Origin of the sequence: Thalassospira lucentensis (genome assembly GCF_032921865.1) — a bacterium.
Taxonomy (GTDB): Bacteria; Pseudomonadota; Alphaproteobacteria; order Rhodospirillales; family Thalassospiraceae; genus Thalassospira; species Thalassospira lucentensis_A.
In genome coordinates this window covers 725,811-746,266 of sequence record NZ_CP136684.1, presented here as the reverse complement: position 1 = coordinate 746,266, position 20,456 = coordinate 725,811, and the positions used below count along the sequence as shown (strand labels likewise).

Below are 20,456 nucleotides of genomic sequence, written 5' to 3'. Positions count from 1 at the left end.
CGGTGAATTTGAATAGATGATTTCTGCAATCCGGATTTTGCCCCTTGTCATGATGCTTGTTGTGCCGCTTGCGGCTTGCGGTGATTTGCCGCGCCCGTTCGAGGGGGCCGGGCGGGAGGGCGATCCGGCCCTGCTTGAGCTGCGCGATACCAATACGGTCCGGGTCGAGATTGGCGACGACCTGCCGGAAGGGGCATCTGTTCATTTGACGCGTGCCATGGCGCGCGCGCTTCGCAATCTTGATATCCCGGCCTATAGCGACAGCCAGATCGGCGGCGATTTCATTCTGCGGCCCAATGTCGAATCCCGCCTTGCCGAAGGGGATGCTGCCTATATCGATGTCACGTGGGTTTTGATGAATCCGGAAGGATTGGCGATTGATACCGCGCGCGGTGCCGGTGAATTGCAGTCCGACTACTGGTTTGCACAAGTTCCGAGCGGACCCGAAGAAACCAACCTTGCCGTGCCCAAGGAGCTTGTCGACAAGGTTCGTGACCTAAAAGGGGAAAAGGTTGATCCGGCAGAAAAGGCCTATGATGAACTGGTGGCCAAACCGGCCGAGCGGATCGCGTTTCTGATTTCAGGCGATCGTTCCCAGCTTGCCGGGGCGCCCGTGGTCAAGATCGCGCTTGTTGATTTTGCCGGAGCACCGGGCGACGGTAACGAGGCACTGGCAAGGTCGGCAGGGGCTCTGTTGCGGGCCAAGGGGATCGAGGTTGACGATGCGATTGACGACAGATCAATCATATTGTCGGCGACCATTTCGGTTAAACCGGTGGAACGCAAAACCACCACACCGCTTGATCAGGTTCAGATCGACTGGGTGATCATGGACCCGGATGGCACCGAATTGGGCCAGATGGCGCAAAACAATGTCGTGCCGCGTGGCCGGCTTGATGAACGCTGGGGATCGGTGGCATCGATTGCGGCACAGGCGGCCGTCGATGCGCTTGAAGGTGCGCTTAATCAGGTGGCCCGAAAAAAGGGCATGATCCTGAAATCCGATAAAAAGACGGTATCGTCGCGCTGATGGCGGGTTTATCGTTCTGAATTGCGTCAATCTGCATGACTGCCTTGTCGATATTCGGTACCGCGACCATTTACAGACTGTTAACGGCTGGTTATAACACCGCCGCGGTTCACTGATATGTGGACTTGCTAATTATTGGTCTTTGAGTGTCGTGGATATGTCGTTGGACCGGAAGGCGAAAGCGCCGAATTTTACGGTCAGGTGGACGACAGGAAAGACGTGACGGGATCTGTTACCGGCAAGTTTGCATCCGGCCTGTACCGTACAGGACATTAGATTTATTCACTTTCCCGGCACCCATTAACCGAGGCCCCGCCATGAAGATCCTCGCTTGTAACAGCAACCGCCCGCTGTCTGAGGCTATTGCTGATCACTTGAACCTGCCGCTGACCCGTGCAGATCTCAAGCGATTCTCCGATCAGGAAATCTGGTGTGAAATACAGGAAAACGTCCGCGGTGAGGACGTTTTTGTCATTCAGAGCACCTCTTTCCCTGCAAACGACCATCTGATGGAACTTCTGGTGGTTCTTGATGCACTGCGCCGTGGTTCGGCCCGTCGTATCACTGCCGTTCTTCCGTATTTCGGTTATGCGCGCCAAGATCGTAAATCGGGTCCCCGTACCCCGATTTCGGCCAAACTGGTTGCCAACCTGATCACGGTTGCCGGTGCAGACCGCGTTCTGACCATGGACCTTCATGCCGGTCAGATTCAGGGCTTCTTCGATATTCCGCTCGATAACCTGTTTGCGTCCCCGGTACTGACCAGCGACATCCGCAACAAGTTCGAAGGCCAGAAACTGGTGATCGTCAGCCCTGACGTCGGTGGTGTGGCACGTGCGCGTTCCGTTGCAAAACGTCTGGATGCGGAACTGGCGATCATCGACAAACGTCGCCCGCAGGCCGGTGTGTCGGAAGTCATGCATGTTATCGGTGACGTCAAGGATGCTGCCTGCATTCTGGTTGACGACATCGTTGATTCGGCAGGGACCCTTTGCAATGCGGCGACCGCCCTTAAAGAGCGCGGTGCGGCATCGGTTGCGGCCTATGTTTCGCATGGCGTTCTGTCGGGCCCGGCTGTTGAACGTATCGCCAATTCGCCAATGACCGAGGTTGTGACGACGAACTCGATCAAGGCGTCTGAAGCGGTACGTGGCTGCTCGAAAATTCGTCAGCTTCCGATTGCGCCTTTGATGGCCGAAGCCATTCGTCGAATTTCGGAAGAAAAATCTGTTTCCGTTCTTTTCGATTGAGGGTATAAGGCGCTGCTGCGCTGGCACCCCTGGAGGCCAGCGCGTTTGCTTTCGTGGGTTTTCACCGGTGATTTGCACCAGCCCACGGTCGCAATATGTTTTTAGTTCAAGGAGATTTTCCGATGGCAAACACTGTTATCACTGCGGAAATCCGTGAACGGGCCGGAAAGGGGGCCGCCCGTGCCGTGCGTCGTGCCGGTATGGTCCCTGGTGTCATTTACGGAGCAAAACAGGAACCTGTTCTGTTCCAGATTGACCCGCGTCCGCTCAACAAACTTCTGCACAAGCAGGGTTTCTTCTCGCACATTCTTGATGTCAAGATTGGCAAAGAAACCTACGAAGTCCTGCCACGCGACGTACAGTTCGACAAAGTGACGGATGCGCCGATCCATGTCGACTTCCTGCGTTTCGCAAAAGGTCAGACCATGACCGTTGAAGTCCCGGTTCGCTTCGTTAACGAAGAGAAATCCCCGGGTCTGAAAAAAGGCGGCGTTCTGAACATCGTTCGTCACGATGTCGAAGTCGAATGCGCACCGAGTGCCATTCCGGAAGAACTCGTCTTCGATCTGACTGGTGTCGAAGTTGGCGACTCGATTCACATTTCGGCGATCAAACTGCCGAAAGGTGTCGAACTCACCATTACCGACCGTGACTTCACGGTTGCGACTGTTGCTGCTCCGTCTGCGCTGAAATCGGAAGAAAATGCCGAAAGCGACGACGACGAAGAAGCGACCGAAGAATAAGATCGAGGTCTACGATGTTACTGGTGATTGGATTGGGGAACCCGGGTTCGGGATATGCCGCCAATCGCCACAATATCGGCTTTATGGCGGCGGACGAACTCGTCCGCCGTCATTCTTTTGGCCCCTGGCGCAAGAAATTTCAGGGGCAATTGTCCGAAGGTGAAGTGAACGGTCAAAAAGTTCTGGTGTTAAAGCCTGAAACTTTCATGAACCTTTCAGGGCAAAGTGTTGGTGAAGTCCTGCGTTTTTACAAAATTCCGATCGAAGACGTTATTGTCCTGCATGACGAGCTGGATCTTCCACCGGGCAAGCTGCGCGTCAAACGCGGCGGCGGCCATGGCGGGCATAACGGATTGCGATCCATCGACGCCCATTGTGGCAAGGAATATCGCCGCGTGCGGCTTGGCATTGGCCATCCCGGAGAAAAGGAACGTGTTCACGGGCATGTTCTGGGCGATTTTTCCAAGGCCGAACAGAACGGCTGGCTTATGGCGCTGCTGGATGGTGTCGCGCTTGAATTCCCGCGTCTCGTCAAGGGGGACGACGGCGGCTTTATGAGCAAGGTTTCGCACATTGTCTCGCCGCCAAAACCCAAGGCCGAGAAAAAGCGGAAACCGGCTGCGGCGGGTGAACAATTGGCCGACGCTGTAAAAGAAGGCGACGGCAAGATCGAAGATAAAGGTGCGTCTGACGCGCCGGAGGTCGAAGGCAAGCCCGACACCCCGGTCAGCAACGCCGCAACCGCCATGGCGCAGGCACTGGCACGCGCCTTTAACAAAAAAAAATAGCATCGGGATCGGGGCCTTCCCCATCCTGTTTCAGACACATTAGAAGTGACGGAGCCCAGAAAAGATGGGATTCAAATGCGGTATTGTCGGTCTGCCCAACGTTGGTAAATCGACCCTGTTTAACGCCCTGACACAGACGGCTGCTGCCGAGGCAGCGAACTTCCCGTTCTGTACCATCGAACCGAACACCGGTCGGGTCAGCGTCCCTGATGAACGCCTTGACAAGATTGCAGCCATCGGCAAGTCGGCGACCATCATCCCGACCCAGCTTGAATTCGTTGATATCGCGGGTCTGGTGCGCGGTGCTTCGAAGGGCGAGGGGCTTGGCAACCAGTTCCTGGCCAATATCCGCGAAACCGATGCGATCGTGCATGTTCTGCGGTGCTTCGAAGACGGCGACATCACCCATGTCGAAGGTTCGGTCGATCCCGTACGCGATGCGGAAACCATCGAAACCGAATTGATGCTGGCCGATATGGACAGCCTTGAAAAGCGCGTTACCGGCCTTCAGAAACGTGCCAAGGGTGGCGATAAAGACGCCAAGCTGTCGCTGGAACTGATCGAACGTACGCTTGAAGCTCTGCGCGAAGGCAAGCCGGCCCGTGTTGTTGAAATCAACAACGAAGACGAAGCCAAGGCGTTTCGCATGTTGCAGCTTCTGACCAGCAAGCCGGTCCTTTATGCCTGCAACGTCGACGAAGACAGTGCGGCCGATGGCAATGCGCTTTCGGCCAAGGTTGCCGAAATGGCCGCTTCTCAGGGTGCGCGTTCGGTCGTGATTTCAGCCGCGATTGAGTCCGAAGTTGCCCTTCTCGATAGTGCCGAAGACAAGAAAGAATTCCTCGAAGGCCTTGGTCTTGAAGAAACCGGTCTGGCGCGTGTTATTCGCGAAGGCTACAAGCTGCTGAACCTTTTGACCTTCTTCACCGTTGGCCCGAAAGAGGCACGCGCATGGACGGTTCATTCTGGCGCAACCGCCCCGAACGCGGCTGGCGTGATCCATACGGATTTTGAACGCGGTTTCATCAAGGCCGAAACCATCGCCTATGACGATTTCATCGCATTTAACGGTGAAGCCGGTGCGCGTGATAACGGTAAGCTGCGTCAGGAAGGCAAGACCTACATCGTCAAGGACGGTGACATCTTCCACTTTAAATTCAACGTCTAAGCCGTTTTTCGGCATTATATGACGATTGGGAAATACCACGAAGGCCATCGCGGAAATGCGGTGGCCTTTTGTCATGTTGTTTTGCCTTTTAGGGTCTCGGGGCTTGTCAAAACGGTTCTAAACCGCCAACATTTCGCTGTCGCAGCAACGAGGTCGGTATGAACGAATTAAGTCCTGTCAGGCGCGTTTTGATGGTTTTCAACTCTGCCACGGGTCAGCCCGGTCGGGTGGGGGCCGTTTTGCGGCGGTACGGGTATGAGTTTGATATTCGCCGTCCGGGTGAAGGCGACGCATTACCAACCGATATGGCGGGCTACCATCTGGCGATTGTCTTTGGTGGCCCGATGAGTGCCAATGATGATCATGAAGCCAATGTTGCCAGAATCATGGAATGGCTGCCCCATGTCGTGAACAGCAATGCGATGTATCTGGGCATTTGCCTTGGTGCGCAATTGATGGCGCGCCATCTGGGGGCTTCAGTTTCACCCCGTTCCGACGGAATGACCGAAATCGGTTATTACCCGGTTGAGGCAACCGAAGCCGGGCGTGACCTCTTCCCAAATGAAATGATGGTTTATCACTGGCATAGTGAAGGGTTCGAGCTTCCTAACGGGGCTGAACTAATGGCCCGCGGTTCGGTTTTCCCCAATCAAGCCTATCATATAGATAACCGCATCTGGGGCATTCAGTTCCATCCTGAAGTCGATGACGAAACGCATGAACGCTGGCTTGCGAAATCGGCGGAGAAGACGGAACGACCGAATGGTCAGAACCCTGATCAGCAACGTGCCGGGCGCGCGAAATATGACGCGGCATTTGGCGCGTGGTTTGAAGGTTTTGCGACGCGTGTGCTGATCGACGAGCGGGTTATTGTCGATTCAAGCCTTGGTGCATGCAGCGTTTAGGATGCGACCTTATGGTCGTCAGGCGTTCTGGGTTTCGCGTTCCTGTGCCTGTTCCTGCCACCAGGTGATGATTGAGGCCTCGTCAAAGGGCAGGGTTTGGGCATAGCCACCGTGGAAGTCCTGCCAGGCGGCGTCATATTCATCGCGAACACCGACCAGTACCGGAATTCCCAAATCCATTGCCTTTGATATCACGTCGCGCAATCCGCGCCCGTCGGCTTCGCTGCGTCCAAACCGCCCGATGATCAGGATATCGGGGGCATGATCCAGATCGCCTTCAAGCTGTTCTGACAGGGTTGCCAGTGCATCGCCATCAAGCTTGCAGCCGCGCGCCATTGAACCGCGGTTTTTGGTAATCGGCATTTCATGACCGGTGCCAAGATTGCGGACATATACCAGCGTCCCGCAATCACGGTCAGCACGGCGTTTCTGCACATAACCCGCCACGCGTTGCCCCTTGGCAATGACATGGTTTGCAACACCGTCCAGCAGATCGTCGATACCGTCTTTGGGAAGAAAGGGGATACCAGCCAGCATGGATTTATCCCCGGTCGCCATTTGGCAAAATTTCGGTACCACCAAGTATCGTCAACGTCATCGTTCGTCCTTCGCGCGGATTTCGGCGTGATCGCCACACAGATACGATCACGCCGTAAAATCGGTTACTGCCACTCGGGAACACCCGACATGTCAGGCAGATGATGCGCGATCCCTTTGTGACAGTCGATACATGTCTTTTGTCCGGGGAACAAAAATTTCTCGTGCGCTTCGACGGCACGGGGGCTTTGGCGGGTTATGTCCATCGATTCAGCAGAATGGCAGTTACGGCATTCCAGCGAATTGTTGGCTTTCAGCCGGGCCCATTCGTGCTGGGCCAGTTCAAGACGCTTTTCAACAAACTTGTCGCGTGTGCTGATGGTGCCGAAAATCTTGCCCCAGACTTCCTTGGATGCCTGCATTTTACGGGCAATCTTGTCAGTCCATTCATGCGGAACATGACAATCCGGACAGGTGGCGCGCACACCGGACCGGTTGGAATAGTGGATGGTTGATTTAAGTTCGGCAAAAACGTTGTCCCGCATTTCATGACATGAAATGCAGAACTTTTCGGTATTTGTTGCTTCAAGTGCGGTGTTGAACCCACCCCAGAAGATAACACCGGCAACGAAGCCGCCCAGCGTCAAAAAGGCGAGGCTGAAATGCACACTTGGTGAATTCAGGACCTTCCAGTAGCGTTTCAGAAGATCGAACATTGGCAATCTCCCTATTCCGCGATCCGCGTGCTGTTGTTGGGCAGCAATGCATCAATATCGACAAAGCTGTTGCCGACCAGCGGCTCGACCTGACGTTGGGACACATGGCACTGCGTGCAGAAATAGCGCCGCGGGCTGACCGCGGCCAAAAACTGACCGTCCCGATCCATGAAATGGGTGATCGAAACCATCGGTGCACCACTTTCGCCGGTGCGCGACCGCGCATGGCATGACAGGCATTTATTGGCGTTTTTATCGATCTGATATCCTTCGATATCGTGCGGGATGGTTGGCGGCTGTTCGGGATAATTGCGCGGACGTTTCTGGTCCGTATCCTCGAAGTTGCTGATCCGTGGGGCCGCGCTTTCCTGATCGGGGGCGGTATTGCGCAGGGTGGTGATCGGTTCGGCGGCATATGCCGCGCCAGCAATTGCAATAATCGCCAGCGCCATGAGCCATTTCGGGGTTATTTTCATGGTTTCCTCCCTCACACCTTTTCCAGACGGACGGCGCATTTCTTGAAATCCGTCTGTTTGGACATCGGGTCGGTTGCATCCAGCGTGACCTTGTTGATCAGCTGGCTTGCATCGAACCACGGCACAAAGATCAGGCCACGCGGCGGTTTGTTACGGCCGCGTGTTTCAACGCGGGTACGCATTTCACCCCGTCTTGAAATCACCCGGACCTCGTCACCGCGGCGCATGCCCATTTCGGCGGCGTCGTCGGGATGGAGGAAGCAAAGAGCATCGGGGAAGGCCCGATACAGTTCCGGCACGCGTTCAGTCATGGAACCGGAATGCCAGTGTTCCAGAACACGCCCTGTACATAGCCAATAGGGGTATTCTTCATCCGGGCTCTCGGCCGCGGGTTCATAAGGCAGGGCGAAGATGCGTGCCTTGCCATCCTTGTGGCCATAAAATTCGACACCGGCCCCCGGTGTGACATAGGGATCGTAGCCTTCACGATACCGCCACAGGGTTTCCTTGCCGTCGACTACCGGCCAGCGCAGACCTCGAACCTCGTGATATCGATCAAACGGGGCAAGGTCGTGACCATGGCCGCGGCCAAAGGTCGCGTATTCCTCGAATAGGCCTTTTTGAACGTAGAAACCGAAATGCTTGGCTTCGGCGTTGTTATAGTCCGGTGTGGTATCCTCAAGCGGGAATTTGTTGACCTGTCCGTTCTGGAACAGCACGTCAAACATGGTTTTACCACGCAGTTCCGGTGCCTTGGCCAGAAGTTCCTCGGGCCAGACTTCCTCGATGGCGAAACGTTTGGAAAATTCCATCAATTGCCACAGATCGGATTTGGCTTCGCCCGGGGCATCGACAAGCTGATGCCACATATGCGTGCGGCGTTCGGCATTGCCATAACAGCCTTCTTTTTCGACCCACATCGCAGTCGGCAAGATCAGGTCGGCGGCCTCGCAGGTGACGGTCGGATAGACGTCGGAAACGGCAATGAAGTTTTCCGGGTTGCGGTAACCGGGCCAGCCTTCCTCGTTCATGTTGGCGCCAGCCTGCATGTTGTTATTGCACTGGACCCAGTACGCGTTGAGCTTGCCGTCCTTGAGCATCCGGTTCTGAAGCACTGCATGGTAGCCGACCTTTTCGGGAATTGTGCCTTCGGGCAGTTTCCAGATTTCCTCGGCGTGCTTGCGGTGTTCAGGATTGGTCACCACCAGATCGGCAGGCAGGCGATGGGAAAACGTGCCGACTTCGCGTGCGGTACCACAGGCAGACGGTTGCCCGGTCAGCGAGAAGGGTGAATTGCCCGGTTCGGCGATTTTGCCGGTCAGAAGATGGATGTTGTAGCAAAGGTTGTTGGCCCAAACCCCGCGGGTATGCTGGTTAAAGCCCATGGTCCAGAAAGACGTGACCTTGATTTTCGGATCGGCATAAAGTTCGGCCAGTGCTTCGAGGCGCTCCTTGGGAACGCCGGTCATTTCATGGACCTTATCAAGGGTATATTCCGAAACAAACTCGGCGAACTCGTCAAAACTCATGTCGGTCGAGCCACCGGCATCCGACGCATTTTGGGCCGACTGTTCGCGCGGATCTTCGGGGCGCAGGCCATAACCGATATCGGTGTTGCCGCGGCGGAAGACCGTGTGTTTGTTGACAAAGTTGGTATTGACCCGGTCAGTCTGGATAATGTGATTGGCGATATAGTTCAGGATCGCCAGATCGGTCTGCGGTTTGAATACCATCGGGATGTCGGCAAGATCAAAGCAGCGATGCTCATAGGTCGACAGGACCGCGACTTTGACATGAGGGGCTGACAGGCGGCGATCGGTAACACGCGTCCAGAGGATCGGGTGCATTTCCGCCATGTTTGATCCCCAAAGCACAAAGGCATCGGCGGCTTCCATGTCGTCATAGCACCCCATCGGTTCGTCCATGCCAAATGTGCGCATGAAACCGACAACGGCGGACGCCATGCAATGACGTGCGTTGGGATCAAGGTTGTTGGACCGGAAACCGGCCTTCATCAGTTTGGAGGCGGCATAACCTTCCCAGACCGTCCATTGGCCAGACCCGAACATGCCAACAGAAGTCGGCCCCTTTGCCTTGAGTGCGGCTTTCCATTTTTCGGCCATAACGTCAAAAGCCTCGTCCCATGAGACGGGGGTAAAGTCGCCGTTCTTGTCATAGACGCCGTTCTTTTTACGTAGCAACGGCTGTGTCAGGCGGTCTTCGCCATACATGATCTTTGACAGGAAGTAACCTTTGACGCAGTTAAGACCACGGTTAACCGGGGACAGGACATCGCCATGGGTGGCAACCACATGGTTGTCCTTGGTCGCGACCATGACCGAACAGCCCGTGCCGCAGAACCGGCAGGGGGCCTTTGACCATTTGAGTTGGGTGTGTTCCGAATCAGTCACCAGATTTTGTGCCGCAGCAGGCAAACTGATGCCAGCAGCCGCGGCGGCAACGGCGGCGGCTTTTGCTTTCAGGGCATCGCGACGGGATATCTTTGCCTTGAACATTGTTAATTTCCTCGAGCCAAAGGTCAGACGGATTATTGGTTGTTATTGGGTGTTTTCATTGTGATGGAAGACCAGGTTAACCCCCAGAACACCGGGGATGTTGCCGATCTCTTTCATGCCGTCGGCGAGCTGTCGGTCGCTTTCGGCTTCCATCACGACAACGATTTTTCCGGACGGATCATCGGCACTGATTTCAGTGTCGGACATTTTCAAAAGTGCTGCCTTGATTGCTGTCATATTTTCAGGGCGAGACTGAATGATCATGCTGGAGATCACGCCGACTTTGTCATCCATGGGCTATCTCCGTTGCGGGTTTGATTGAAATGGCATCAACCGGACAGGCGCTAAAACAGGCACCACAGCCGGTACAAAGATCGTCGTCGATCAATACGCGGGCGCGACCGCCCAATTGCGGAATGATGTGGATGGCACTTTCGGGGCAGACATCACCGCAAGAACGGCAATAGACACCATTTTCGGCAAAGCATTTGCTGCTTACGGAAACGTCAAGATGCCAAGGGGCAGTAACCGAACGATCAAAGACCGGTTCGGAACAGGCATCGGCACAGGCATCACAAAAAGTGCATTCGCCCTTTCCAAAATCAATTTCCGGCAGGCCACCCTTGCCGATGGCGATGATGTTTTCCGGGCATGCAGGAATACAGTCCCCGCAGGCAGTGCAGCTTTCATCAAACTGCCAGGCCCAGGGAGGTCGGATAACCATTGGCGTTTGCGTTCCGCCCGTGTCTGCATTCAAGCCGCGCAGACCGGAAAAGAAAGCACGCCGACTGGCAACTTTCGGTGCGGATGACATGGCGACGTTCCCCGATGTTACATCGGTGGTCCAGGAGGTCCGGCAAACATCTGATAAATCCAGATTGAAAATCCAAGCCCACCGACCAGCGCAACCGCCAGCACCGGGGCCAGGACAACGGCCAGCAGAATAAAACAGCGCAATTCGGTTTTGCGCCGCGTGCCGGAATCCATTGTTTGAATATCTGTCATCGGTTCCCTCTCTTTGCAGGCTGGAAACCGTTTCTTTCGCACTTTGTATCCCCTGCGAAAGCCGGTGTTCTCTTGTGAGTTATTTAAATACCCACAAGGAGCGTAAGGACGAACCGGAATGCATTCAACCAATAATATAATAAAAGAGATCAGTCTTAAATTGTAAGTATTCTAAAGTGTGCGGCTATACTGCGGGGCGCCTGTCATATTCAATATTGGTGTTAGAAGCGGTCGATCACGGTCACGCCGGTGCTGACAAAATTATCCATATTCATCAAGGCCGTTGCGCCCTCGGCCAGGGTGACTCGATCCCTGATCAGTTTTTGCGGTGCGAGTTTGCCGGTCATGATCATGTCGATCATTGCGTCATAGCGGAATGCCTGCATGCCGTGACTACCAAGGATTTCAAGTTCGTGGGCGACAATGCGATCCATCGGAACGCGGGCATGGGCATGATCGCCGGTCATAAGTCCGATCTGGATATGCTTGCCGCGTTTGCGTAAAGATGACACCGAATTGAAGCTGGTGATCGCACTGCCAAGGGCATCAACGGAGACGTGCGCCCCGCCGTCGGACAAATCCCTGATCGCTGACGGAATGTCATCACAGTTTTTGGCGTTCAGGATATCTATCGCGCCAAGTTCGCGGGCAAGGTCAAGCTTGGTATCGTCGATATCAACCGCGATGACACGCGCACCGGCCGCCGCGGCAATCATGATCGCCGAAAGTCCGACGCCGCCGCAGCCATGCACGGCAACAATTTGACCGGCACTGACTTTGCCCTGATCGATCACGCCGCGGAAGCTGGTTGCGAAACGACAACCAAGGCTGGCGGCGGTGGCGAAATCCATTTCTTCGGGCAAGCGCACCAGATTGGTATGGGCATAATCAATCGCGACATATTCGGCAAAGCTTCCCCAATGGGTAAAGCCCGGCTGGAACTGATGATCGCAGACCTGATGATTGCCGCTGTGACATTCCGGGCAATGACCGCAACCCGAAACGAAGGGGACTGTGACCCGGTCACCAACTTTCCAGCGTTTGATATCCTTGCCAACCGCTTCGATGGTGCCTGCAAATTCATGGCCGGGAACGTGGGGAAGTTTGACATCGGAATCATGTCCCATCCAGCCGTGCCAGTCACTTCGGCATAACCCCGTCGCGCCAACTTTGATCACAACGCCACCATTTTCCGGTGTCGGGTCGTCAAGTTTCTGAACTTCGACAGGACCCTGATATTCGGTAAAAAAAGCGGCGCGCATGATCGTTCCCCGGTTCGAATGATAGATTTTGGTTAAGTATTGTCGGGTTCATCCCCGCGATGCAAGCGCGTAACTTTCGGTACGCCAACACCGGGTTTGGATTGTGGCTTCGGCGGCTGATACCGGCCCCATGGGGATTTGTCGGTATTGGTTTCGCCTGCACGACCCCATGGCCCGCGCCCGGCGCGTTTCATCCGTTCGCGGCGTGCCGCACGTTCAGCCTCGTAGGCAGCAGCCCAGGGTGGAGGGGCGGTATTGGTTGCATTGCCCTTGCGCCCCGGACGGTAAACACCAAAAACCGGAACCTGTTTCGGGCCACCCTGCCAAAGGGGGATATGGCGATATTTGAAAAACGGGATCAGTACCAAACCTGCAAAGAAACCGGCAATATGAGCCAGAATGGCAACGCCCTGTTCGGCGCCGCTCGACAGATTGACAAACTGCATCCCGATCCAGAGGCCAAGGACGGCGACCGCCGGGACGTAAAAGATAAACACCCAGAAAAACCAGACCAGAACCCGCGCCTTGGGAAACAGCAGGAAATATGCACCGAGTACCCCAGCCAGTGCGCCGGATGCGCCAATCATCGGGATTTGTGATGTTGTATCCAGCAGGCCATGACCAAGTGCGGCAGCAATACCGCAGACAAGGTAAAACACCAAAAACCGGAAATGCCCCATGGCGTCTTCGACATTATTGCCGAACACCCAAAGATACAACATGTTGCCGCCAATATGCATCCAGCCGCCATGCATGAACATGGCGCTAAATATCGACAGGAACTCAAAGCCCGGTGGAAAAACCGCCAGCTGCGGGGGCAACTGGGCATGCCCGAACAGGATAGCCGGGATGGCACCATATTGCAGATTGACCTGAAACTGGCTTTGCGGCGCAAGGGATACGGTTAACAGGAACACGACGACATTTACGGCAATCAGGCCATATGTCACCCATGGGGTGATGGTTGTCGGGTTGTTATCCTTGATTGGCAGCATAGGTTATCGTCCGGTCCCGTGGCTTTCCCGTAAAAGGCAGGGAGTCACTGTGCAATCAGGCGACATGCGATCGTTCGCAGGTTTCAAGCGTGTTGCGCAAATATGTTCCCAACTGGCGGAATTCTTTTTTACGTGCGGAACTGCGCCGCCAGACCAGTCCGATACGACGAACGGGGACCGGGTTCTGGAACGGAAGAATGGCAAGCGAGTCGGGTCGGCGCGCCTCGACCTCCAGCGACATTTCCGGAAGGAGGGTAGCACCGATACCGGCAACGACCATCTGAACCAGTGTCGACAGGCTGTTCGCCTGGAAATCGGCGGATTTGCTCCAGCCGGCTTTCTGGCAGACTTCCAGTGCTTGATCACGCAGACAATGACCGTCTTCAAGAAGCAGAAGCTTTTCATCCTTGATATCAGCGATATCAATTTTCTTTTTGCGTGTCAGCGGATTGTCGGGGCTGCAGGCAAAAACGAACCTGTCTTCGAACAGGTCCATTTCTTCGAGCCAGTTTTCCTCGATCGGCAGGGCGATCAGAGCAATGTCGAGTTTCCCGGCTGCAAGAAGTTCGACAAGCTTGGCTGTCTGGTCTTCGCGCAGGAAGGGCTGCAATTTCGGGAAGCCGGATTTAAGGCGGTTCATGACATCGGGCAGAAGATAGGGGCCGATTGTCGGGATCACGCCAAAATTGATCGGGCCTGAAAGCGGTTCGGTTGCCGACTGCGCCATCATGGTCAGTTCGTCAACTTCTTGCAGGATATTTCGCGCCCGCGAAACAACCTCGCGGCCAAGCGGGGTGATCAGGACCTGGCGCTTGTTGCGTTCCACCAACTGGGCGCCAAGCAGGTTTTCAAGCTCGCTGATGGCAGCCGACAGGCTGGGTTGCGTGATAAAGCATGCCTCGGCAGCACGGCCAAAATGGCCGGTTTCCGACAATGCGACCAGATATTTGAGCTGCTTGATGCTGGGTTGGGCAGCCATAAATTTTTCCTATCGAACATCGAAATTAATTCTATTGGTCTTAGTTAGTTCATTTAACTACAAATCGCCAGCAAGGAGTGCATTATTGCACTTGCGAACAAAATTTGTACGGTCTGTCGGGGACCGTCTCTGGGATAAATTTGAACCAAGGTTAGGAGTAACCAAAATGCTTACAGTTGGCGATACGCTTCCAGAATTCAATCTTACCGGCGTTTCGGGCAAAGGTCCGGACAGCTTCGCACCGGTTACCGACAAGTCCTATGAAGGCAAATGGAAGATTCTGTTCTTCTGGCCGAAAGACTTCACCTTTGTTTGCCCGACCGAAATCGTTGGTTACGGCGAACTGAACGGTGACTTCGAAGACCGTGATGCGGTTCTGCTTGGTTGCTCGACCGATACCGATTTTGTCCATGCTGCATGGCGTACCCACCACGAAGACCTGGGCGACAGCCCGTTCGTCTGGCTGGCTGACGAGAAAAAAGAACTTTCGAACGCGCTTGGTGTTCTGGCGAAAGGCGAAGGCGTTGCATTGCGTGCGACCTTCATCATCGATCCGGACAACATCATCCGTCACGTTCAGGTCAACGACCTTTCGGTTGGTCGTAACCCGCAGGAAGCCCTGCGTATTCTTGATGCGCTGCAGACTGACGAGCTCTGCCCGTGCAACTGGAACCAGGGTGAAGCAACCCTTTAAGGTTTTCCAGATCGATTTGGATCCGGGTTTTGGCCCGGATCCGCTTTCAGTCCATCGGTGAAATTAATCCACGTACCCGCAAGACTTGCGGTGTGCACGATGGCTGCGGGCATTTTTCAGTTTTGAATTTCATTCTTCAGTCAAAAGGGGATGCTTCAATGTCTTCCATTTCCGAAATCAAAGATGTTATGCCGGACTATGCCAAGGATCTGAAGCTGAACCTTAGCAGTCTTGCCAACAACCCTGGCATGACCGATCAGCAGGTTTACGGCACCGCGCTTGCGTGCGCCTATGCATCGCGGAACGCGAAGCTTTTGAAAGCCGTTGCCGCCGAAGCCAAAAACAAGCTGAGCGACGAAGCGTTTCAGGCAGCCAAGGGTGCGGCTGCGATCATGGGTATGAACAATATCTATTATCGTTTTACGCACCTTGTGTCCGAACCCGAATATGCCACCATGCCCGCACGCCTGCGCATGAACATCATCGGCAAGCCGGGCATTGATAAAGCCGATTTCGAGCTGTTCTCGCTTGCGGTTTCCGCGATCAACGGCTGCGGCATGTGCATCGACAGCCACGAGAAAGTGTTGAAAACCGCCGGGATCAAAAAAGAAACCGTTCAGAATGCGGTGCGCATTGCATCGGTGATTCATGCGGTCGCGGTTGTGCTGGATGCCGAGGATGCGTTGGCTGAATAAGCCGGCTGCACCAAACTCAGTCTATCATTCGAAAAGCCCCGCTGCATCATGCAGGCGGGGCTTTTTTGTTTGATCAGGCCGTAACCGGTTCGATCTGGCGAAGCAGCTTTTGGCTGGCATCAATGATCTGATCGGGCTGATCGAAATGCGGGATATGGCCGCAATCGGCAAGGATCATCTTGGTTGCAGTGCCGCTGACTTTGTCGCAGATGATATGGACCTGCTCGTCGCTACCGAACTGGTCGTCATTCCCCTGAATGACCAGAAGCGGGCAGGTGATGTTGGGCAGTTCGTCAATCATCTGCCAGTCGCGGAAGGTCGGTTGGCGCCATGTATCGACCCAAGCACGGAATACCGCATCGGTCTGGAAGAAATGATGGCGTTCGAGTTTTGATTTCCAGTCAGTCTTGGCATAGATCGATGCCGCTTCGTTGATCCCGGCAATCGTGACGTCCTCGACAAAAACATGTGCGGCTTCGCTGATGACGGCGCGGACATTATCCGGGAAGCGGGCGGCATATTTAAGCGCGATGGTCGCTCCGTCGCTGTGTCCAAACAGGATCGGGCGATCTAGGCCAAGTCCACTGATCAGTCCGTGCAGATAGATATCGGTTTCCGTGTTATGGAAATCGACAGGGCGGGGGATGTCGTCCGGGCCGTGCGGGTCGGATTTGCCGTGCCCTCGCCGTTCATAGACAATCACGGGATGGCCGGTTGCGGTGGCTAGTCTGGCCGGGAAATCGCGCCACATGCGGATGGTGCCGAGTGCCTCGTGCAGGAACAGGATCGTTGGCGCATCGGGCCTGACATTGGTTGGGATGATCCGCTGACAGGACAGACTGATGCCGTCCACGGTAACGTAGAAATTCTCGTTTTGCATGATATGTCCGATTTATCGGTAATTCAGTGCGTAAATGTTGAATTAGATAATGGACAAAAAAACAGGGCCCGGCAAGTGCCGGGCCCCAACGAATTTTCCGTGATCGAAAAACCGGCTTATTTCAGTGCAGCACAGGCACGTTTGATACGTGCGCATGCTTCGGTCAGTGCTTCGGTCGAGGTGGCATAGGAAATGCGGAAATACGGTGCAAGACCGAATGCCGAACCCTGAACCGCGGCAACACCCTCGGCTTCGAGAAGGTAGGTCACGAAATCGGTATCGGTTTCAATCACTTTGCCGTCCGGAGTTTTCTTGCCAATCGTGCCTGCGCAGGACGGATAGACGTAAAACGCGCCTTCCGGCTTTTTGCAGGAGAGACCCTCGCATTCATTCATGGCCTTAACGACCAGATCGCGACGTTCCTTGAACACTTCGGCGCGTTCTTTCAGGAAGTCCTGCGGGCCGTTAAGGGCTTCGACCGATGCGGCCTGGCTGATCGAAGAGGTATGCGTGCTGGACTGCGACTGAACCTTGTTGATCGCCTTGATCAGTTCAACCGGGCCCGCAGCATAACCAAGACGCCAGCCGGTCATGGCATAGGATTTCGACACACCGTTACAGGTCAGGGTACGCGATTTCAGTTTCGGTTCGATCTGCGCGATGGTGGTGAATTCGAAACCGTCATAGACGAGATGTTCGTACATGTCGTCCGACATGACCCAGACGTTTTCATGTTTTAGCAGAACATCGGCAATCGCGCGCAGTTCGGCACGTGAATAGGCCGCACCGGTCGGGTTTGACGGCGAGTTCAGAACAACCCATTTGGTTTTCGGCGTGATCGCTGCTTCGAGTTCGGCGGCGGTGATTTTGAAGTCGTTTTCTTCCTGGCATTCAACAACAACCGGAACGCCTTCGGCCATCAGGGTCATATCCGGATAGGACACCCAGTACGGTGCCGGAATGATGACTTCGTCACCCGGGTTCAGCGTTGCGAACAGCGCGTTGAAAAGCGTCTGTTTGCCACCGCAACCGACGGTGATTTCGTCGATAGTGTATTCCAGGTCATTTTCACGTTTGAACTTCGCGACAATCGCCTTGCGCAGTTCCGGAGTACCAGCGACCGGAGTATATTTGGTCTTGCCAGCATCAAGGGCTGCTTTGGCGGCGTCTTTGATGTTGTCGGGGGTATCGAAATCCGGCTCGCCTGCGCCAAGGCCGATCACATCAACGCCGGCAGCCTTGAGTTCGGCAGCCTTGGTGGTGACAGCAATGGTAGGAGAGGGTTTGATACGGCTCAAACGGTCGGCAATAAACGCCATTGGTCTGTTTCCCTGGAATGAAATGAAATAGAAAGAATCGCTTTCTTTCGGTTCGGACCCTACGCCCGTGTTTAAAGCAATTCAAGGCAGTTTCGCGCCTTTTGCGGGTTCTTTGGGATGAAAACGGCCCATCATGGCATCCGATCCGAAAGTCATGACGTCTTAACGCGATGGTTCGATGCCTGTTCCGGCGTTTTTTGTCCTGACGTCTCCTGACAGCTACTGACAGTAGTTGTCAGGGCCAGGGGTTGCGATGTTGTCGCGGTGGCCTATAACTATGGTCATGTCCAAAAAGGGATCAGTCCGATGAATGCGCCGATGTATGGCTTACCTGAATTCTTGCTGAAACGTCGTCCGCCGGTTGCGGGATCGCACGAATTCAAACTGGTGACCGATTATGAGCCCGCAGGTGATCAGCCAAAGGCGATTGCCGAGCTGATGGACGGGATCAATAGCGAAGAACGCGATCAGGTTCTGCTGGGCGTGACCGGGTCGGGCAAGACCTTTACCATGGCCAACATTATTGCCAAAACGCAGCGCCCCGCCCTTGTTCTTGCGCCGAACAAGACGCTGGCGGCACAGCTTTATTCAGAGATGAAGGCGTTCTTCCCGGAAAACGCGGTAGAGTATTTCGTATCCTATTACGACTATTACCAGCCTGAAGCCTATATCCCACGATCAGACACCTATATCGAAAAAGACAGTTCAATCAATGAGCAGATCGACCGGATGCGCCATGCGGCGACGCGTGCGATCCTTGAACGCAATGACTGTATCATTGTGGCCTCGGTCTCCTGCATCTACGGTATCGGTGCGGTTGAAACTTACCTTGAAATGACGCAGCGGATTGCAGTTGGCGATGAGGTTGATCGAAACCTGATCATGAAGCGGCTGGTCGAGTTGCAATATACCCGCAACGACGCCGCATTCTCGCGCGGGACATTCAGGGTGCGCGGGGATGTTCTGGAAATCTTTCCGGCCCACGCCGAGGATCGCGCATGGCGTGTTTCAATGTTTGGTGACGAGGTCGAGGAACTGGCGGAATTTGATCCGCTGACCGGGCATAAGTTTGCCACCATGGACGCGGTCACCGTCTATGCCAATTCGCACCATGTCACGCCACGTCCGACACTGGTACAGGCGATGGCCGGCATCAAACAGGAACTGAAAGACCGGCTTGCGCAGTTCCAGCAGGAAGGCAAGCTTCTGGCGGCCGAGCGGATCGAACAGCGCACGATGTTCGATCTGGAAATGATGGAAACCGTGGGCCACTGCAAGGGGATTGAAAACTATTCCCGCTGGCTTTCGGGCCGCAATCCGGGCGAACCGCCGCCGACATTGTTTGAATATCTGCCGGAAAATGCGTTGCTGTTTGTTGATGAAAGTCACGTTGCCGTGCCGCAGATCGGTGGCATGTTCAGAGGCGACTATAATCGCAAATTCACCCTGGCCGAACATGGCTTCCGCTTGCCGAGTTGCGTGGATAACCGTCCGCTGAAATTCGAGGAATGGGAAGCCATGCGCCCGCAAAGCGTGTTTGTCTCGGCAACGCCGGGCAACTGGGAAATGGAACGCACCGGCGGTGTGTTTGCCGAACAGGTCATCCGCCCGACCGGCCTGATTGACCCGGTTTGCATCATTCGCCCGGTTGAAACGCAGGTCGATGACCTGTTGGCCGAGGCAAAGGAATGTGCGGCGAAGGGGCAGCGTGTTCTGGTTACGACGCTGACCAAGCGCATGGCCGAGGATTTGACCGAATATCTGCATGAACATGGTGTGCGGGTCCGGTATCTGCATTCGGATATCGATACGCTTGAACGCATCGAGATCATTCGCGATCTTCGACTTGGCGTGTTTGATGTTCTGGTTGGCATCAACCTTCTGCGTGAAGGCTTGGACATCCCGGAATGTGCGCTTGTTGCGATTCTGGATGCGGACAAGGAAGGTTTCCTTCGGTCGAAAACATCACTGGTGCAGACCATAGGGCGCGCGGCGCGTAACATTGATGGCCGGGTCTTGCTTTATGCCGACAAGATGACCGACAGTCTGGAATATGCGATTGGCGAAACCAACCGCCGCCGCGAAAAACAGATTGCCTATAACGAAGCCAATGGCATCACGCCAGAATCGGTGCGCAGCAAAATCCGCGATGTTCTGGAAAGCGTTGCCGAGCATGATTACGTCACGGTCGATACCGGTGTTTCTGGCGATATTCTGATCGGGCACAATCTGCGTGCGCATATCGAAGACCTTGAAAAACGCATGCGTGAAGCCGCTGGAAACCTTGAATTCGAGGAAGCAGCCCGCCTGCGTGACGAGATCAAGCGCCTTGAAGATCAGGAACTTGGCCTTGCCGATGCCGGGCCGATGGCGCGCAGCATTGGAACCATCGGGCCGGGATCGAAATCGGCCAACAAGCCGAAATACAAAGGCCGTCGGCGCAGCGGCCCCTGATTTGATGTAATATTGATTAACGAAAACAAGGCCCGGAACACTCG

At 54.9% G+C, this 20,456-nt stretch carries 21 protein-coding genes; 9 read left to right on the top strand and 12 right to left on the bottom strand.

What is annotated here, in order from left to right; all coding sequences use genetic code 11:
• The first annotated feature begins 16 nt into the window (after positions 1 to 16).
• The 6 genes from R1T41_RS04045 to R1T41_RS04020 all read left to right on the top strand — a co-directional run bounded on the left by R1T41_RS04045 (position 17) and on the right by R1T41_RS04020 (position 5,884).
• Positions 17 to 1,030 (top strand): hypothetical protein, encoded by a 1,014-nt coding sequence (locus R1T41_RS04045; RefSeq protein WP_317340133.1) that lies wholly within the window; start codon positions 17 to 19, stop codon positions 1,028 to 1,030.
• Between the two features lie 317 nt (positions 1,031 to 1,347).
• Positions 1,348 to 2,280 carry a ribose-phosphate pyrophosphokinase gene (locus tag R1T41_RS04040; protein WP_317340132.1) on the top strand — a complete coding sequence of 311 codons (933 nt, stop codon included), beginning with the start codon at positions 1,348 to 1,350 and terminating at the stop codon, positions 2,278 to 2,280.
• Positions 2,281 to 2,402: 122 nt separating this feature from the next.
• Positions 2,403 to 3,023, top strand: coding sequence for a 50S ribosomal protein L25/general stress protein Ctc (locus R1T41_RS04035; protein WP_317340131.1), 621 nt, complete (start codon positions 2,403 to 2,405; stop codon positions 3,021 to 3,023).
• Positions 3,024 to 3,037: 14 nt separating this feature from the next.
• The gene (pth, locus tag R1T41_RS04030) at positions 3,038 to 3,811 is read left to right on the top strand and encodes an aminoacyl-tRNA hydrolase (protein WP_317340129.1); all 774 of its coding nucleotides are present in this window, start codon (positions 3,038 to 3,040) and stop codon (positions 3,809 to 3,811) included.
• A 64-nt stretch (positions 3,812 to 3,875) separates the two neighbouring features.
• Positions 3,876 to 4,979 (top strand): redox-regulated ATPase YchF, encoded by a 1,104-nt coding sequence (gene ychF, locus R1T41_RS04025; RefSeq protein WP_085645850.1) that lies wholly within the window; start codon positions 3,876 to 3,878, stop codon positions 4,977 to 4,979.
• A gap of 158 nt (positions 4,980 to 5,137) precedes the next feature.
• Complete coding sequence (locus tag R1T41_RS04020) at positions 5,138 to 5,884, top strand: glutamine amidotransferase-related protein (protein ID WP_317340128.1); 747 nt, start codon at positions 5,138 to 5,140, stop codon at positions 5,882 to 5,884.
• A gap of 18 nt (positions 5,885 to 5,902) precedes the next feature.
• Here R1T41_RS04020 and R1T41_RS04015 read toward each other — a convergent pair whose 3' ends face one another.
• The 10 genes from R1T41_RS04015 to R1T41_RS03970 form a co-directional block, all read right to left on the bottom strand.
• On the bottom strand, positions 5,903 to 6,421 hold the full coding sequence (locus R1T41_RS04015; protein WP_317340127.1) for a DUF2478 domain-containing protein: 519 nt from the start codon (positions 6,419 to 6,421) through the stop codon (positions 5,903 to 5,905).
• A gap of 125 nt (positions 6,422 to 6,546) precedes the next feature.
• Positions 6,547 to 7,137 carry a cytochrome c3 family protein gene (locus R1T41_RS04010; RefSeq protein ID WP_317340125.1) on the bottom strand — a complete coding sequence of 197 codons (591 nt, stop codon included), beginning with the start codon at positions 7,135 to 7,137 and terminating at the stop codon, positions 6,547 to 6,549.
• 11 nt (positions 7,138 to 7,148) lie between these two features.
• Positions 7,149 to 7,613, bottom strand: a complete 465-nt coding sequence (locus tag R1T41_RS04005) for a nitrate reductase cytochrome c-type subunit (protein WP_317340124.1) — start codon at positions 7,611 to 7,613, stop codon at positions 7,149 to 7,151.
• A gap of 11 nt (positions 7,614 to 7,624) precedes the next feature.
• Positions 7,625 to 10,129 carry a periplasmic nitrate reductase subunit alpha gene (napA, locus tag R1T41_RS04000; RefSeq protein ID WP_317340122.1) on the bottom strand — a complete coding sequence of 835 codons (2,505 nt, stop codon included), beginning with the start codon at positions 10,127 to 10,129 and terminating at the stop codon, positions 7,625 to 7,627.
• A 42-nt stretch (positions 10,130 to 10,171) separates the two neighbouring features.
• The gene (locus tag R1T41_RS03995; RefSeq protein ID WP_097052016.1) at positions 10,172 to 10,423 is read right to left on the bottom strand and encodes a chaperone NapD; all 252 of its coding nucleotides are present in this window, start codon (positions 10,421 to 10,423) and stop codon (positions 10,172 to 10,174) included.
• A complete protein-coding gene (gene napF, locus R1T41_RS03990; RefSeq protein ID WP_209220340.1) occupies positions 10,416 to 10,943 on the bottom strand; it encodes a ferredoxin-type protein NapF in 528 nt (175 codons plus the stop codon). The genes R1T41_RS03995 and napF overlap by 8 nt, the downstream gene beginning before the upstream one ends.
• A gap of 17 nt (positions 10,944 to 10,960) precedes the next feature.
• Positions 10,961 to 11,134 (bottom strand): periplasmic nitrate reductase, NapE protein, encoded by a 174-nt coding sequence (gene napE / locus R1T41_RS03985; protein ID WP_062948015.1) that lies wholly within the window; start codon positions 11,132 to 11,134, stop codon positions 10,961 to 10,963.
• A gap of 221 nt (positions 11,135 to 11,355) precedes the next feature.
• Positions 11,356 to 12,396, bottom strand: coding sequence for a zinc-dependent alcohol dehydrogenase family protein (locus tag R1T41_RS03980; RefSeq protein WP_317340118.1), 1,041 nt, complete (start codon positions 12,394 to 12,396; stop codon positions 11,356 to 11,358).
• A gap of 32 nt (positions 12,397 to 12,428) precedes the next feature.
• Positions 12,429 to 13,391, bottom strand: a complete 963-nt coding sequence (locus R1T41_RS03975) for a rhomboid family intramembrane serine protease (RefSeq protein ID WP_062948013.1) — start codon at positions 13,389 to 13,391, stop codon at positions 12,429 to 12,431.
• Positions 13,392 to 13,446: 55 nt separating this feature from the next.
• On the bottom strand, positions 13,447 to 14,370 hold the full coding sequence (locus R1T41_RS03970; RefSeq protein ID WP_097052012.1) for a LysR substrate-binding domain-containing protein: 924 nt from the start codon (positions 14,368 to 14,370) through the stop codon (positions 13,447 to 13,449).
• 166 nt (positions 14,371 to 14,536) lie between these two features.
• Here R1T41_RS03970 and R1T41_RS03965 point away from each other — a divergent pair, with 166 nt between their 5' ends.
• Together R1T41_RS03965 and R1T41_RS03960 are read left to right on the top strand one after the other, a co-directional pair.
• A complete protein-coding gene (locus tag R1T41_RS03965; protein ID WP_007090070.1) occupies positions 14,537 to 15,064 on the top strand; it encodes a peroxiredoxin in 528 nt (175 codons plus the stop codon).
• Positions 15,065 to 15,222: 158 nt separating this feature from the next.
• Positions 15,223 to 15,759: a carboxymuconolactone decarboxylase family protein gene (locus tag R1T41_RS03960; RefSeq protein ID WP_317340116.1), complete on the top strand. Its 537-nt coding sequence runs from the start codon at positions 15,223 to 15,225 to the stop codon at positions 15,757 to 15,759.
• A 73-nt stretch (positions 15,760 to 15,832) separates the two neighbouring features.
• On the opposite strand, the gene R1T41_RS03955 is transcribed toward R1T41_RS03960, so the two are convergent.
• Both R1T41_RS03955 and R1T41_RS03950 read right to left on the bottom strand, forming a co-directional pair.
• Positions 15,833 to 16,639, bottom strand: coding sequence for an alpha/beta hydrolase (locus R1T41_RS03955; protein ID WP_317340114.1), 807 nt, complete (start codon positions 16,637 to 16,639; stop codon positions 15,833 to 15,835).
• A 116-nt stretch (positions 16,640 to 16,755) separates the two neighbouring features.
• On the bottom strand, positions 16,756 to 17,958 hold the full coding sequence (locus tag R1T41_RS03950) for an aspartate transaminase (RefSeq protein WP_062948005.1): 1,203 nt from the start codon (positions 17,956 to 17,958) through the stop codon (positions 16,756 to 16,758).
• Between the two features lie 318 nt (positions 17,959 to 18,276).
• Between R1T41_RS03950 and uvrB the strand changes: the two genes are divergently transcribed.
• On the top strand, positions 18,277 to 20,412 hold the full coding sequence (uvrB, locus tag R1T41_RS03945; RefSeq protein WP_317341562.1) for an excinuclease ABC subunit UvrB: 2,136 nt from the start codon (positions 18,277 to 18,279) through the stop codon (positions 20,410 to 20,412).
• Positions 20,413 to 20,456 lie beyond the last annotated feature (44 nt).